This is a genomic window from Bacillaceae bacterium S4-13-56, assembly GCA_040191315.1.
Lineage (GTDB): Bacteria > Bacillota > Bacilli > Bacillales > JAWJLM01 > JAWJLM01.
Window position 1 is genome coordinate 45,329 of record JAWJLM010000004.1, and the last position, 15,564, is coordinate 60,892.

General features: G+C 36.4%; 16 protein-coding genes and 1 riboswitch. Of the genes, 8 read left to right on the top strand and 8 right to left on the bottom strand.

The annotated features are described in order from the left end of the window. Nucleotides 1–11: 11 nt before the first annotated feature. The 4 genes from gatA (at nt 12) to rlmD (ending at nt 5,779) form a co-directional block, all read left to right on the top strand. Nucleotides 12–1,484: an Asp-tRNA(Asn)/Glu-tRNA(Gln) amidotransferase subunit GatA gene (gene gatA, locus RZN25_01930; protein MEQ6375594.1), complete on the top strand. Its 1,473-nt coding sequence runs from the start codon at nt 12–14 to the stop codon at nt 1,482–1,484. Continuing rightward, nucleotides 1,485–2,915 carry an Asp-tRNA(Asn)/Glu-tRNA(Gln) amidotransferase subunit GatB gene (gatB, locus tag RZN25_01935; GenBank protein ID MEQ6375595.1) on the top strand — a complete coding sequence of 477 codons (1,431 nt, stop codon included), beginning with the start codon at nt 1,485–1,487 and terminating at the stop codon, nt 2,913–2,915. A 352-nt stretch (nt 2,916–3,267) separates the two neighbouring features. Then, on the top strand, nt 3,268–4,188 hold the full coding sequence (locus RZN25_01940) for a diacylglycerol kinase (protein ID MEQ6375596.1): 921 nt from the start codon (nt 3,268–3,270) through the stop codon (nt 4,186–4,188). A 217-nt stretch (nt 4,189–4,405) separates the two neighbouring features. Next, nucleotides 4,406–5,779 carry a 23S rRNA (uracil(1939)-C(5))-methyltransferase RlmD gene (rlmD, locus tag RZN25_01945; protein ID MEQ6375597.1) on the top strand — a complete coding sequence of 458 codons (1,374 nt, stop codon included), beginning with the start codon at nt 4,406–4,408 and terminating at the stop codon, nt 5,777–5,779. Between the two features lie 495 nt (nt 5,780–6,274). On the opposite strand, the gene RZN25_01950 is transcribed toward rlmD, so the two are convergent. From RZN25_01950 to RZN25_01970, 5 genes are all read right to left on the bottom strand, one after another. After that, on the bottom strand, nt 6,275–6,685 hold the full coding sequence (locus RZN25_01950) for a hypothetical protein (protein ID MEQ6375598.1): 411 nt from the start codon (nt 6,683–6,685) through the stop codon (nt 6,275–6,277). Continuing rightward, entirely contained in the window at nt 6,682–6,864 is a 183-nt protein-coding gene (locus tag RZN25_01955; GenBank protein MEQ6375599.1) for a hypothetical protein, read from the bottom strand. Before RZN25_01955 ends, RZN25_01950 begins: the two co-directional genes overlap by 4 nt. Further along, entirely contained in the window at nt 6,864–7,055 is a 192-nt protein-coding gene (locus tag RZN25_01960) for a hypothetical protein (GenBank protein ID MEQ6375600.1), read from the bottom strand. Before RZN25_01960 ends, RZN25_01955 begins: the two co-directional genes overlap by 1 nt. Nucleotides 7,056–7,747: 692 nt before the next feature. Beyond that, complete coding sequence (locus RZN25_01965; GenBank protein ID MEQ6375601.1) at nt 7,748–8,095, bottom strand: hypothetical protein; 348 nt, start codon at nt 8,093–8,095, stop codon at nt 7,748–7,750. A gap of 243 nt (nt 8,096–8,338) precedes the next feature. Next, entirely contained in the window at nt 8,339–8,866 is a 528-nt protein-coding gene (locus RZN25_01970) for a hypothetical protein (protein MEQ6375602.1), read from the bottom strand. Nucleotides 8,867–8,969: 103 nt separating this feature from the next. Here RZN25_01970 and RZN25_01975 point away from each other — a divergent pair, with 103 nt between their 5' ends. Further along, nucleotides 8,970–9,101, top strand: coding sequence for a hypothetical protein (locus tag RZN25_01975; protein MEQ6375603.1), 132 nt, complete (start codon nt 8,970–8,972; stop codon nt 9,099–9,101). A gap of 292 nt (nt 9,102–9,393) precedes the next feature. Here the strand turns inward: RZN25_01975 and RZN25_01980 are convergent, their stop codons facing one another. Both RZN25_01980 and acpP read right to left on the bottom strand, forming a co-directional pair. After that, on the bottom strand, nt 9,394–9,831 hold the full coding sequence (locus tag RZN25_01980) for a hypothetical protein (GenBank protein MEQ6375604.1): 438 nt from the start codon (nt 9,829–9,831) through the stop codon (nt 9,394–9,396). Nucleotides 9,832–10,135: 304 nt separating this feature from the next. Continuing rightward, a complete protein-coding gene (acpP, locus tag RZN25_01985) occupies nt 10,136–10,366 on the bottom strand; it encodes an acyl carrier protein (GenBank protein MEQ6375605.1) in 231 nt (76 codons plus the stop codon). A 217-nt stretch (nt 10,367–10,583) separates the two neighbouring features. Here acpP and RZN25_01990 point away from each other — a divergent pair, with 217 nt between their 5' ends. Together RZN25_01990 and RZN25_01995 are read left to right on the top strand one after the other, a co-directional pair. Next, nucleotides 10,584–10,829, top strand: coding sequence for a DUF6429 family protein (locus tag RZN25_01990; GenBank protein ID MEQ6375606.1), 246 nt, complete (start codon nt 10,584–10,586; stop codon nt 10,827–10,829). A 33-nt stretch (nt 10,830–10,862) separates the two neighbouring features. Continuing rightward, nucleotides 10,863–11,426, top strand: a complete 564-nt coding sequence (locus RZN25_01995; GenBank protein MEQ6375607.1) for a hypothetical protein — start codon at nt 10,863–10,865, stop codon at nt 11,424–11,426. A gap of 390 nt (nt 11,427–11,816) precedes the next feature. Here RZN25_01995 and RZN25_02000 read toward each other — a convergent pair whose 3' ends face one another. Next, the gene (locus RZN25_02000; protein ID MEQ6375608.1) at nt 11,817–12,902 is read right to left on the bottom strand and encodes a nitric oxide synthase oxygenase; all 1,086 of its coding nucleotides are present in this window, start codon (nt 12,900–12,902) and stop codon (nt 11,817–11,819) included. 59 nt (nt 12,903–12,961) lie between these two features. Then, nucleotides 12,962–13,047, bottom strand: a riboswitch (cyclic di-GMP riboswitch). A 663-nt stretch (nt 13,048–13,710) separates the two neighbouring features. Between RZN25_02000 and RZN25_02005 the strand changes: the two genes are divergently transcribed. Then, the gene (locus RZN25_02005) at nt 13,711–15,045 is read left to right on the top strand and encodes a redoxin domain-containing protein (GenBank protein ID MEQ6375609.1); all 1,335 of its coding nucleotides are present in this window, start codon (nt 13,711–13,713) and stop codon (nt 15,043–15,045) included. Nucleotides 15,046–15,564 lie beyond the last annotated feature (519 nt).

The following is a 15,564-nucleotide window of genomic DNA, read 5'->3' on the forward strand; positions in this document are numbered from 1 at the left end:
AGAAGGCGCAGATGAATTTATTTGATCATAAGTTATCAGAATTGCAGGAATGGTTACATAAAAAGGAGATCTCTGTAACGGATTTAGTGGATACCTCATTCCAAAGAATTCATGAAGTGGACAACCAAGTCAAAGCATTTCTTACATTAAATGAGGAAGCAGCTCGTGAACAAGCAAAAGCTCTTGATAACGAGCCTAAAACAGAAACAAAGAATCCGTTGTTCGGCATTCCTGTAGGAATAAAAGATAATATTGTAACAAAAGGGTTACGTACCACTGCTGGGAGTAAGATTCTTGATAACTTCCTTGACCCGCTTTATGATGCAACAGTTGTTCAAAAGCTTCAACAAACTAGCACGATAACAGTGGGTAAACTTAACATGGATGAATTTGCAATGGGTTCTTCCAATGAAAATTCCGGCTACCACCCAACCAAAAATCCATGGAATTTAAATCATGTTCCAGGAGGATCATCGGGTGGATCTGCAGCAGCGGTCGCATCCGGACAAGTTCCATTTGCGCTTGGTTCAGATACTGGAGGATCCATTCGCCAGCCAGCTTCCTTTTGTGGAGTGGTTGGATTGAAACCAACTTACGGAAGGGTTTCTCGTTTTGGTCTTATTGCATTTGCATCCTCCCTTGACCAAATCGGACCGATTACAAGGAACGTTGAGGACAATGCGTATATTTTACAAATCATTTCTGGACATGACAAAATGGACTCGACTTCAGCTAACGTTGATGTTCCAAAATTCTTTGAAGCTCTTACTGGAGATGTGAAAGGACTCAAGATTGCTGTTCCGTCTGAATATATAGGTTCTGGTGTGAATCATGAGGTGCGTGAGGCCGTCCTTCAAGCACTGAAGGAATATGAAAAATTAGGTGCTACCTGGGAAGAAGTTTCGCTTCCACACTCTCGTTTTGCAGTAGCTACCTACTATTTATTATCTTCATCTGAAGCTTCCGCGAATCTTGCCCGGTTTGATGGTGTTCGTTACGGGGTTCGTACAAAGGAAGCTGAAAATATGATCGAGATGTACAAACGTTCTAGAAGTGAAGGTTTTGGGGCCGAAGTGAAACGTCGTATTATGCTAGGAACTTTTGCTTTAAGCTCTGGTTATTACGATGCTTATTATAAAAAGGCACAAAAGGTTCGCACACTGATTAAGCAAGACTTTGAAAAAGTTTTTGAGAAATACGATGTGATTGTTGGACCTACTTCGCCAACACCAGCATTTAAAATTGGGGAAAACACAAAGGACCCTCTCACTATGTATGTGAATGATATTTTGACGATACCTGTGAACCTTGCTGGGGTACCAGGAATTTCTATTCCTTGTGGTATGTCATCAACAGGTCTTCCAATCGGACTGCAAATTATTGGTAAGCACTTTGATGAGAGTATGGTCTATCGAGTGGCGCATGCCTTCGAGCAAGCGACCGATCATCATAAACAAAAGCCTATGCTAGAGGGGGCGAAGTAAATGGAATTTGAAACGGTCATTGGACTAGAAGTCCATGTAGAGTTGAAAACAAACTCCAAAATTTTTAGTGCAAGTCCCAATGCTTTTGGAGCTGAGCCAAACACGAATATTAGTCCGATTGAACTTGGATATCCAGGGGTCTTACCAGTATTGAATGAGCAAGCCGTTAATTATGCTATGCGTGCAGCCATGGCGCTAAACTGCGAGGTAGCTACACACACAAAATTCGACAGAAAAAATTATTTTTATCCTGACAATCCAAAGGCATATCAAATCTCTCAGTTCGATCAACCGATTGGGGAACATGGTTGGATTGAGATTGAGGTGAATGGCCAAAAGAAGAAAATTGGAATTACTCGTCTCCACTTGGAAGAGGATGCAGGAAAACTCACGCACAGTAGTGATGGATATTCCTTGGTGGACTTAAATCGACAAGGGACGCCTTTAGTGGAAATTGTATCTGAACCAGATATTCGTACACCTGAAGAAGCCTATGCATATTTGGAAAAATTGAAAAATATTATTCAATACACAGGAGTTTCTGACTGTAAGATGGAGGAAGGCTCTTTAAGATGTGATGCCAATATTTCCATTCGTCCTGCTGGTCAAAAAGAATTTGGAACCAAAACAGAATTGAAAAACTTAAACTCGTTCAATTTTGTTCAAAAAGGATTGGAGTTTGAAGAAAAGCGTCAGCGTGAAGTTGTTTTAGCCGGTGGAGAAATTCAGCAGGAAACACGCCGGTATGATGAAGCGACAAAAGAAACGATTCTTATGCGTGTAAAAGAAGGCTCCGATGATTACCGTTACTTTCCTGAGCCTGACCTTGTTCCTTTATATATTGATGAGGAGTGGAAGGCTCGCGAACGTGCCCAAATTCCTGAACTCCCAGATGCTCGTAAAGAGAGATATATAAACCAACTTGGCTTACCTTCCTATGATGCGGAAGTTTTAACAGCTACAAAGGAAATGTCGGACTTTTTTGAAGAAACGATTTCCTATAATGCAGATCCGAAACAGGCATCGAATTGGATTATGGGGGAGCTTTCTGGATACATGAACAAGGAAAATAAAGAGCTTCATGATCTTCCAATTACACCAGAAGGATTATCAAAGATGATTGGACTTATAGAAGATGGAACAATTTCTTCTAAAATTGCAAAGCAGGTATTTGCAGAACTTGTGGAGCATGGAGGAGATCCTGAAAAGATTGTCAAAGAAAAAGGACTTGTCCAAATTTCTGACGAAGGCCAGCTTCGAGAAATTATTACAGGAATTTTGGACAAAAATCCTCAATCTATTGCAGATTTCAAAGATGGAAAGAAGAAGGCTGTTGGATTTTTGGTTGGTCAAGTGATGAAGGAAACAAAAGGACAAGCCAATCCACAAATGGTTAACCAGCTTTTAACTTCAGAATTGGAAAAACGCTAACTTCTAGGTGTGATAAGTATATAAAGTGAAACTTCAACCACTGGGGTTTCTCGTCCCCCGCTTATTGTTAGCACCCAAGGGTATGCCCTAAAAGCCCTTGAACCAATCGGACATTTGTGGAAAGTTTATCCCCCACTCACTCTTCTCGTTTTACTTAAGATTTGGGTGGGGTAATACTCCCATGAAAATAAAACATTAAACTTTCCATCCTGTAGGTGAAGCTTGCTTTAAAGTTGGGTGCCCGTTCATGTAGGGTATTTTTTTTGGAAAATGATCTAACTTTTCAAACGTATGAAAAAGGTCTATGATGTATAAGGATATATAGATGATGTAAAGTAAGGGAGTCTTGGATATGAAACGTGCCCGAATTATTTACAATCCAACATCTGGGCGTGAGGCATTTAAACGGGAGTTGCCGGATGTCATGCAGATCCTAGAAAGAGCTGGATATGAGACTTCAGCTCATTGTACTGCGGGAGAAGGGGATGCCACACAAGCAGCTATTGTGGCTGCCAATCGTGGGTTTGATGTGGTCATTGCAGCCGGTGGCGATGGAACTATTAATGAGGTCACTAATGGCCTGGCTGAACAAGAAAACATACCGAAGTTAGGTATCATCCCAGTTGGAACGACGAATGATTTTGCTAGAGCAATTGGAGTTCCACGTAATATTCTAAAGGCAACTGAAGTCATTGCAGAAGGTCTATCAAAGCCTATAGACATTGGACGAGCAAATGATCATTATTTTATTAATATAGCTGGTGGGGGGAAACTCACGGAGTTAACCTATGAGGTTCCAAGTAAGTTAAAGACAATGCTAGGTCAACTTGCGTACTATTTGAAAGGCCTAGAAATGCTCATGCCATCGATTCGACCAACGGATGTCAGAATTGAATATGATGGTAATTTTTTCGAAGGGGAAATCATGCTCTTTCTTATTGCGAATACGAACTCTGTTGGTGGGTTTGAAAGACTTGCCCCGGATTCGGCGATGGATGATGGACTTTTTGATTTACTCATATTGAAGAAAGTGAATCTTGCTGATTTTATTCGAGTCGCATCCCTAGCAATCAAAGGGAACCATATTTCCGATGAACATGTGATCTATACAAAGGCCAAAAATATTACTGTCGAAACGTCGGAAAAGATGCAATTAAATCTAGATGGTGAATATGGTGGATTATTGCCCGGGAAATTTGTCAATTTAACGCGCCATCTTGAAATATTTGTCCCAAGAGAGAAATGGACATCATCTGAACTCGAATCTGAATAGCGTATTTCATCATAAAAAGGCAGTCATCTTTTGGCTGTCTTTTCTTTCGTACTATCAGAATTTATAAATTTTGTTGGTTGATAGTATAAGAAAAACTAAGGCTTTCGCCATTAGGACGTGGTGATAAGCCGAGTTTTTCTTATCATACTTTTTATTTTTGTTCTAAAAGAATAAGGGTAAACTGTTCATAGAATGCAATTTAATAAAGGGGATTATTATGTCAAAACAATCTGCACCCGTTAGAAAAAATGAAGTTATTAACGGTACATTTGAAGATCTTACTCATGAAGGTTCAGGTGTCGCTAAGGTAAATGGTTACCCACTTTTTGTTCCTTATGGCCTTCCTGGTGAAAAAGCAAAAATTAAAGTAATCCATGTGAAGAAAAACTATGGATTTGGAAAAATAGAAGAGATTCTTGAAGAAAGCGAGCATAGGGTTGATCCACCATGTCCGGTATATGAACAGTGTGGTGGTTGCCAACTTCAGCATATGAGCTATGAACGTCAACTTGAAATGAAGCTAAAACAAGTGAAAGATTCTCTTCGCAAATTAGGTGGACTTCCGGACGTTCCTGTACATCCTGTCAAAGGAATGAAGGATCCTTGGCGTTATCGAAATAAGGTTCAAATGCCAGTGAAAGCAAAGGACGGAGAAGTACAGGCTGGTTTTTATCAAAAGAAAAGTCATCGAATCATCGACATGGACACTTGTATTATTCAACAGGAAACCAATGACCGATTAGTAGATGCTGTTTGTCGTCTTGCTCAGAAATATAATGTGTCAGTTTATGATGAGGACTCCCATCAAGGGGTGCTTCGACATATTATGGTTCGCACTGGTCAACAGACGGGAGATGTAATGGTAGTTCTCATCACGAAAACGAAAAAGCTTCCTAATGCAGAGAAAATCGTCGAAGAAATTACGGAGGCGTTTCCTAATGTGAAGTCCATTGCGCATAACATTAATTTCAAAAGAACCAATGTCATCATGGGGGATGAAACCCATATCCTATGGGGTGAGGAATACATTAAAGATAGTATTGGAGACATTTCGTTTGCTATATCCCCAAGGTCGTTTTATCAGGTAAACCCTGTGCAAACAAAGGTATTATATGATCAAGCTTTAGAATATGCAGAACTGACAGGAAAAGAAATTGTTATCGACGCCTATTGTGGGATTGGTACGATTTCCTTATTCTTGGCTCAACAAGCAAAAAAAGTTTATGGAGTTGAAATTGTACCTGAAGCCGTTGATGACGCAAAGCAGAACGCAAAGCTAAATAATATCGACAATGCAGAATTTTTTGTCGGGGAAGCAGAAAAAATCATGCCATGGTGGCGAGCGCAAGGCCTTCAACCAGATGTCGTTGTTGTCGACCCTCCACGAAAAGGCTGTGAGGAAGACCTGCTTAATGCCATGTTAAAGATGAAACCTCAACGGATCGTCTACGTTTCCTGTAACCCATCGATACTTGCACGGGATTTACGAATTCTCGTCGACGGAGGATATGATGTCAAAGAAGTCCAACCAGTCGACATGTTTCCACAGACGAATCACGTCGAGTGCGTGGCGTTGATAGAGTTAAAATAACTAAATAGAAGTTGAAGCGAGAGGTACAGCTAGTTCTTTAAAACGATAATGAATGCTAGCTGTACCATCTGCGTTAATTTCTATCCAATCAATTAATGTATGAAGTAATTCGGGAGTAAGTTTTGTAAGCTTGAAAATGTATTTAAATTTCTTTTAAACTTCTGTAAGTCCCTCTCGATATCGGGAGAAAAAATTAGCACTGATAGTTCTACGTTAAATATTCAAGTTGGTGAAGAAGAAGTTGGAAAACAATATGCAGTTCAATACTTATGAAAAGATGAAAGAAAGCTTATAGGTCAAAGTGTGTTATATTTTAAACTAAAATAAATTATTTCACTAACAGGAGGATTGCTTAACAAAGGCAGTCTCTTATTGTGTCTACATTTTCTTAAACTATATAACTGCCTCTCATCTCCAATAAGGGTTTTTCTATATTTGCTCTTCGGGAAGGTAATAAAAGCCGATTTTATTAAAGCAGAAAATCGGCTTGATCATTTAATCTTTTCTGAACTGTTCCTGAACGAGATGTGACCATTTAGGAAGGTTTGTTGCTTCGAAAGTAATAATCCCATTATTTACTTCAAGCACAATTTTCCCATCATCCTCACTGTTATCAATCAATACAAGGTTATCAATCATATACGCACAGTCATATAGATGCTTAAATGAAGTGTTATTCCTTCTGATAATATCTTCAGTTGGGATGTCATGACCACCATTCTCCACTCTCATTGAAACCCTTTCGATGTTTTGACTGACGTTACTAAGTGCAATATAAAACATCGTTATTTCGTATCCTTCATTTTTAGCTTTTTGAATCTGTCTAATAGCATTTTTACCAGCAAGGGTCGTCTCAATTGAAAAGTCTTTTCCCTCTTTAATATAATTACTGACTGACTTAATCACTTCTTTACCACTGATACTCTATTTTTCTCAGGATTTTCTGGATCGATCCTTCGTGCAATAGCATCTGGATCAATATTAATATCAACACCTATTTTATCAATAATTAAGCTGCGTAGTGTACTTTTACCACTTCCGTTATTACCTGCAAATATATAGAATATCGGTCTGTGGATATGCATTAAGATTCACCGTTTTTATTTAATGGAACAATATCTCCACTAGGAAATTCCTTCACAAGCTTTCCGTCTTTTTCGTATACGATATATGTGTTATTAGCTTTTGCATCAATTCTAGCCCGTTCACCAGTCATCTTAGCCCACTTACCTAACCACTCATATTTTCTTTTGGGTTCATTGTTTTGTTCTAACATAAGGAACACCACCTTTCTATAAATTATATCAGATTAATTATTACTTTTATAATCGTTTTGAAATGAAGTAGTAATGATATTTTTTGTGAATCGTTTCACTATAACTGGGCTTTAGTTCAATAACTCCATTATCAAGAAGAGCTAAAATGTACATTGTTTTATTCATTAGACTGTATATTTTGGCTCTTTATTATTTACCTTTACCGTATAAAATCACGACAATGAATAAAAGAAGTCTTGGTACTAGAGGGTGCAGTTCACTAAATACTGGGATGATAATTTCCATTTAATGTGTCATTTATTTTAGCAGTGATTACAGTCATTGAAATGCACCACCCCTGACATACTTTTTACCACAGAATAATTTTGTCCAATTAATGCTATTCCTAGCTACAATTGATTTACCCTAGTATTACGTAGTAGACCTATACTACGCAGCGTGCGAAACGTTCTCTTATAAGTGGAAATCATGAAACAGAGGGATGACTTCGGTCATCACAACTATATGTTTGAAGAGGGGAATGAAAGCCGTCATGTTGAGCTGAAACCCTCACCTTAATACTCCTGCATGCATAAGAACCTCGTAGGGAACTCATGTATGAAGCTAGGTGAAGTCGGCTGAACCAATCCTACGTCCTTGGATACGGAAAGGGATAGGTCGGAGGGCGACAACCCATCTATGATGAGAATGTTCATAAGGTCTGACGAACTAAATCAAAATCAGCCACTATTCTTTGAGTCAAAGTATGTGATTCAGATTGATCAACAACAGATGCTTTATTATAAAAATTATAGAAATAAATATCTCCTACTGACTGTTTTGGTTCAACCGTTAAATTTTCTATTTCCACGACTAACTTTACCGCAGAGGCTTCTTCATAATTTGGAGAAGGCACATATTCCGCAGATTTAACAGTTACCTTATAATCACCAATAGTTGACTCTATCGTTCCTGTTTCACCGATTTCTAAAACAGTAAGTTTATCTGGTGAAACTTCTCCTGAATTACCATACACCGTTTTTTGTTCCTTTTTTCCCACTTTTATATCTTCTTGTTGTTCTACTACATCCGAATTTTTTCATCAACATCACTATTCGTTTTATCGGTTTGTTCACTGCACCCAGCTATCATTACAGCACCTAACAAAACAGGTAATATTATTTTCTTCAAGATCCATCCCCCTTTTAATTCACAAAAAAGCACTACAGAAAAATAAATTTCTGTAGTGCTTCTACCTATTTATATTTTACCATTTAGTAGAGGAGTAATATATTATTTCTAATCAGAATTCATTAATTTCTTCTATAACTTCACCTTCCGGACCTTTTAAAACAAATTTCCTTTTATACGGTCCTTCCGAATCCACAATGAGTTCCGTTAAAAATAGATTATTCACGATCCCCGTGCTGTCAGAGAAAACAAGTTGTTCATCATTGAAATATTCAATAGTAACCTCCGATACATCAGTATCCTTAACCATCCCCCATACGTATTGACGTTTTGAAATCGGATGAATATATTGATCATTATAGAAAAAAGCTAAATCAGAATTATCGGTTCCATTTATTGTGACTGCAACTTCTTTATTTCCGATATATTCAGTGTTATTTTTAACTCCCCCTAATACAACAATTTTATTATGATTTTTCATGTATTGAAAAACAACAATGTTTTCTTTATCAAAGTAGTTAAGAATAGTTTCTTTATTTTTACTGTACTCGTTGATATTTCCTTCTAATGTAGGAATTTCTTCTTCTGAACAACCTACTATAAAAATTAATGTTAGAATAATTATAAAAGGCAATCTCATATTTATCTCCTCCAAAAATAAAGCCCTATAGTTTATATACTACAGGGCTTTAAGTATAATTAAAAGTTAAATCATTGAGCAATTGCAGAGGACGAAGAAGAATATGTTCCTTGAACGGGACCATGAATACGGAACAGTTGATGTACTTACATTAAGCGTTCCGCTTGGTGAAAAGCCTGAGAAACCGATTGAACCAGAAACGTTAGTTTTCCGCTCAGTCCAATCATGTACATAAGAAGGGAATACTTTAAAACTTTCTCCCGGAGGACCAAAGTACATTGTTACCTCTAGTCTTGTTGTTGCGTAAACTTAATATCCTTCGATATCATAGTTCCCATCCCTAACATTCCACGCCACACCATTTCCTTCTGAGGAAGTCCTTAATGAAACGTGTCCAGATGAATCACCATTTACTTCTGTACCAGTAACTCGACCAATATTATCATATGTATGCGCAAATGTTTGATCGACATCTATTGTAGTATTAACACTAGCAGAAGCGATATCTTCGGAATTACCATATGGATCTAATGAACCAACCCATACATATCTCCCATCATATCTATATGTACATCGTAATGAGATACATACAAATCTCCATCCATATCCATATCAGATGAGTACGTTAAAGGCATTATTTGAAAAGGTTGTTTAACCTTCTCCCAACCATATTTTTCGTTAAGTTTTTCTAACTTTTTCTCGATGGAGTCTTCTCTTTTATCAATGATTTTTTGTTTAAATTTTTCTTTTCCTGACTCACTTAAACCTTTAGCTTGATCCTCGTCCATACTGTTGTACAATTTCATTTGTTTTGAAATTATCTTTTCCTTTTCCTTTTCAAATTTTTCAATAGAAGGAGATTTCTCTACAGGATGACTTGATTCTGCACTGATCGTTGTTGGAGCCAACAACGACACTGATAAAACAATTGTTCCTACCCCCTTTGTTATTTTTGAAAGCTTCAAAATAATTCCTCCTCTAGTATTTTTCTACGATAATAGTTATACTAGATTCACTTCTGATTGTAAAACTACATAAAACTGTAGTATGATCAAGGAAACGATACGAAAATCATTTATTATCCTGCGATTATATCAATTACTTATATAAGTTATGCACTTATGCATGTCATTATCTTCCCATTCGTCAGACTCTATTTTACTAAAGATTAACATAAGCAAAACACCCTACATATTTAATCGGTTGAAGCGGGTAATGAGAAATGCACTAGGAGTTATTAACCTAGTGCATTTCTTGTAACATTTTGAACTATTTATTTTCTTCAATATACTTAACCGCATCTCCAACAGTTTGTATCTTTTCTGCATCTTCATCCGGAATTTCCATATCAAATGTATCTTCAAATTCCATTACTAATTCAACAACATCTAATGAATCAGCATCTAGATCATCTTTGAACGTTGAGTCCAGTTTAATTTCTTCCTCAGCTACATCTAATCTTTCTGCAATAACACCCAAAACTTCTTTCAGTACATCCATTTAGATCCCCCTAAAAAACACATAATTTTAATCGAGCTGCTTATCTGCCTGATATCCTTTCCCTACATTTGATAAATTCATAAAATAAAACGCCTCCCAATCTAATAAACTCTTATTCCTATGATAGACAGAGCTGTTGGTGGAGAAACAATATTGTAAATAGTTGGTTTTTCTAATAAGCTAAAATTAATAATGATTAAGAGAGGGTTTGTTTTAAATGGAGGAAAAGATTAAAGAGCTTACTTTGTTATTACTATACTTAACTTCATGGAAGGAGAATGATCTTCCAGTGGAAATGAGAAGAAGCTGGAAGGGATACCCGTTTGATACCTTAAATGAATTAACTGATGAGGATTTAATTCGAGGGAGCGTGCGATCCAAATCCGTTTACTTAACGGAAGCGGGTATTAAAGAGGCTGAAGAATTAATGAAAAAGTACCTAGGGGAGGTAGAAAATAATTGATCGGGATTACACGAACGAAGAAAGGTGATAAGTATGCTTGAATTGAAGGTGATTGTTCAGGATTTTTTTCATTACGTCAAAGCAGATAATATTGAAATCTATAATGAATTTAGTTTACAGCATGAATTAGGCATATATTTAAGAAGTAAATTTCCGAATTACAAAATTCAGTTTGAGAGAAACGTTTCTTTTTTCACGAATGATACAAAGACGATAAAAAAAGAGATTGATATTGTTATCTATAATGCTGATCAGTCTGAAAAATATGCTATTGAACTTAAACATCCGTTAAATGGTCAATATCCTGAACAGATGTATTCATTCACAAAAGATATTAAATTTATGGAACAGCTGAAAGACCGAGGTTTTAATAAAACAGCCTGTGTTGTTCTTGTATCGGACAAGCCCTTTTATGAAGGGAAAGTAAATAACGGTATTTATAAATATTTTAGAGAAGAATTCGCGGTTTACGGAGATGTTTATAAACCAACCGCTGCTCGAAAAGGTATAGATTTTATTTCCCTTTCAAGAAGACATGAGTTTCAATGGGTAAACCTTGATGAAATTAGCCGGTACTTTTGTATTGAAGTCATTTGAAAATATAAAAAGGTGAGAAGGTGTGAAAATAGAAAAGGTTGCCATTATTAAAGATGTTTGTTTTTTCTTTTTCTTCCATGCACATTAAATTTATTAAGAATAAAAATTAAGTGGGCAATTCTAAGAAAAGCAGGGATTGCCCTTTTTCCATTAAAGTAAAGGGTGTCGCTCGACAAGTTCTACTATAAGCACTTCAAGTGTGAAAGGCAGAAGATAAACATATTTATCTTAACTTTATAACCGAGAATGGGAATACTTATTTTCATTCTCGGTGGTGGTATCTCTTGGTCTAAAAAATACATGAATGACTATGCAACAAATGAATTGTTTGGTATTAGTTCTTCTTCATATAATTTTAAAAATAAATATTTTTTAAAATACCTTACTTTTTTAATAAAGTCTCTTCTGATAGAAATAATTTGGTTTTATAATGTCATTTTTATAAGGATTATGAAAAATATGTGTAGTGGCCGGAGATACAGGGGGAATCAGCCATGTCCAATTACCTGTTACCTTTCGTCCTTCATCGTGTTCTAGACTTTCAAATTTTTGGAATTGTCTAGCAGCTGTATGGTGGTCAACGATACTAACCCCAGCTTTTTTATAGGAGTTCAATACAGCAATATTTAATTCTAATAAAGCTTTATCCTTCCACAATGAAGAGTCTCGTTCTGTAGAAAGACCTAATATAGAGGCAACCTTAGGCAGCACGTTATAACGAGCTGTATCAGCAAGGTTTCTGGCGCCAATTTCTGTTCCCATATACCAGCCGTTAAAAGGAGCAGCTGTATATTCAATACCTCCTATTTCTAACTTCATTTCTGAAATAATTGGGACCCCATACCATTTTAGATGAAGATCTGCTATTCCCTCAATTGTAGGGTGTGTAATCGGTACTTCCTTTACAATTTCTTGCGGAATATCAAAATAGCAAGGCTGACTGTTTCCTATCTGAATAACAATAGGTAAAACATCAAAATGTGTTCCTTTCCCTATCCATCCAAGCTCTTGACAAACTTTTGTAAAGGAAAGGGAATCGGGATCACCAGTTACCCCTTCAGCTGTTTCATAGCCTGCATAACGGATAAGTTGATGATTCCATATTCGAACCTTTTGTTCTTGTGTACTTTGCTTTAAAATAGAGATAGTAGGGATAATCTTTCCACCATTTGTAGCATAATCTATATGATCAAAAAGGGCTTTGCATATTTCTTTTTCAGTCGAAAGTCCTCTTTTGTCTAGAACATGAAGCTTGTCCCAAAACAAGCGTCCAATACATTTATTGCTATTCCTCCAAGCCATTCTTGCTCCATGCTGTAGCTCTTCAAATGTATGAGTATATGTTCCACTGGTGTAAATATCCGATTTCACTTCTTCTATTCTGTCTTTTAAAGTATTACTACTTTTACCTAGCTCTTGATAGCAAATCCTGATAAACAGTTCAGCCTCACTATATAAATTATGATTATGTTCCATAAGTTCTCCCCTCAACAATAGTTTTAACTATACAACTGGTTAAATACTCACCAACTGCTACAGATAACCCAGCCACCATAACAAATAATGTCTTAGACCTGTGGTTTTGAGTCCCTATTTTTTATTCGTTATGACTTTATACTTATCGTTAGTTACCAATTATTACATGGGGATTTCACAGGTAATTATATATGTCACGACATATTAAGCAAATGATGATTTTCTTATTCCGCATTACTGCTGGTTTAGTATAAGTGTAATTCTTCGAAAAGTCTTATTTTGATTTTGAGCACTAAAAGATATCTCTAATAACTGAAAATTTCATCCCCATGATAACATATTTTTAACAAAAAAGTTGGAACAGCCAACGGAGATTGAATAAAGTTCTTTTGGCAATTGAGGGGAATCTGAGGAATGAAAGGGGTATGATTTAGCGCGTAATTTACAGAGCTATTTTGTTAAATCGATCGCGATAAAAAAATCTACCTGCAATAGAGCAATATTTTCTCGAAATATAAATATAATCACTAGGTTATCCTTTTATAAGCGCTATTGTGGGAATACATTTACGCAAAACCAAACTTTAGCGAAAATGTATTAAGTGATAAATGATAACACACGTCGAGTGCGTGGCGTTGATAGAGTTGAACTAAAATTAGTGCCATACAAAGATTAAATCCCTCGGACCACTTGTTCGGAGGTTGGACTCAATCCGACAAATAAATAGACATTTCACAAATAAATAATTAACATGATTAATAAGGTAGAAAGTTTTTATAATACCCGGCATATTATTGGAGGGATTTACATGGCGAATAAAGGTTTAACAGTAGGAAAAAAAGCACCGCACTTTGAATTGCCTGCAACAAACAATCGAACTATTCGTTTATCAGATTTTAGCAACCAACCTATCATTCTTACTTTTTTTAGAGGTACATGGTGACCAAACTGCCGCAAACAGCTAGTTGAGCTGAATAACTATTATGATAGCTTGTTAGAAAAGGGCATACAGATTATTGGTATTGCTGGACAAGATATTAAATCTATTCAACAATACGTCGATAAAGAGGACATAAAAATTCCTATTTTATCAGATGAGAAAAGGAAAGTGATTAAACAATACGAAGTCTTTGTCCCTATTAAATGGGATAGTTTCCGTATTGCGATTCCTAGTACATATCTATTAAATGAGCAACACATGATCCAATACAGTTATATCGGTGAATCACAGTTTGATCGTCCTGCAATAGATGATATTTTATCTATAATAAACGAACTTCCTCAAGATGTCAGAAGTAGTAAAATGCAAGCGAATCAGGAAATCGGTGTTTTTGTGGAAGCTATGAAAGAAACATACCAAGATATTGATCTGTCTACACATACTATTAAACAAAGTTTGGATAATAACTTATCCTCTATCAATCAACTGGAGAATCTTTTTACTAATAACACAGCCGAATTAACACAATTTTTTAATGTGTTTGAAACGTTGGATGAAAAAATAAAAACATACAGTCATTCTATTCAAAAGGTGGCAGACAGTTCTGAAATAATTAGACAAGATAATAAACAAGCAACAGAACATATGAATACAACATCCGAACTTCTAGAAGATCTTGTAAGTTTAACAAAAGTCGTTGGAAGTATCAGTTCAACAATATCCGGAATTTCAGATCAAACGAAAATCTTAGCACTTAACGCATCCATAGAAGCAGCACGTGCTGGTGAACATGGAAAAGGATTTGCTGTTGTCGCTCAAGAAGTAGGAAAGCTAGCAAGTGCCTCTTCAAATGCTTCTGGTAAGATTAAGGAACAGTTGGATGAAATTCAGAAAAAAATTAATGCAAGTTTCACTTCTTTTAGTGAGTTTAATAGTTTGATGGAATCAGTTGACACAAAGGTGGATAACCAGGCAACAGAACTAAGGGATGTATCAGAGGGGATATTATCTATTCGGTTAGATAGTGAGCAATTAGAAACTAGTCTTAGAAAGATAACAAATGATCAGGAGCAAGCAGAACACAAACTTAGCTCTATTAAACAAAAAGAAGATACCATCGCGAATGAGTTGGAAGGTATTTACCAGGATATTAAAGAAAATCACCAACTCATTTTGGAATTGGCTAAAAGAACAGACAAATAAAGTTACATTTATGCTAAGGCTATCCTGACTACCAGCAGGTAGCCTTATTTTTGTTCTGCCTGACATGGGCGATAACTTGATGGTGAAAGTCCACTACAGGCTTGGCGGTATGAACTGTTAGCTAATGGCAAAGGGGTCCACCCGTGAGGAGGAATCTGAAGGCAAATTCTTGAACTGAAGAACAAGAAACTATATATAAGGATAAATTGGGAAGGGTGAGTCTACTAAACAAGATAAAGTCCAATACTGCCCGAATCCCATACAGTAAATATAACAATTGCATGAGAAGAAAGTTATCGCTCTTATCCGAGGAGATCTCACGGACGAGTGGAATACACTTGGTCGGAAAAAGGTTTACCGTGAGAAGTCAGCTGAAGTCATAGTAGTTTCTTACGGAAACGAAGGACCGACCAATCTTAAATCTTGGAAAACAAGGAGGTGTAGACATCACCGCTAAGTGCAGAAAACATCACGGTAAAAACCAAAAAGATGGCTAACTATGGAGAGATAGGTTGGAGA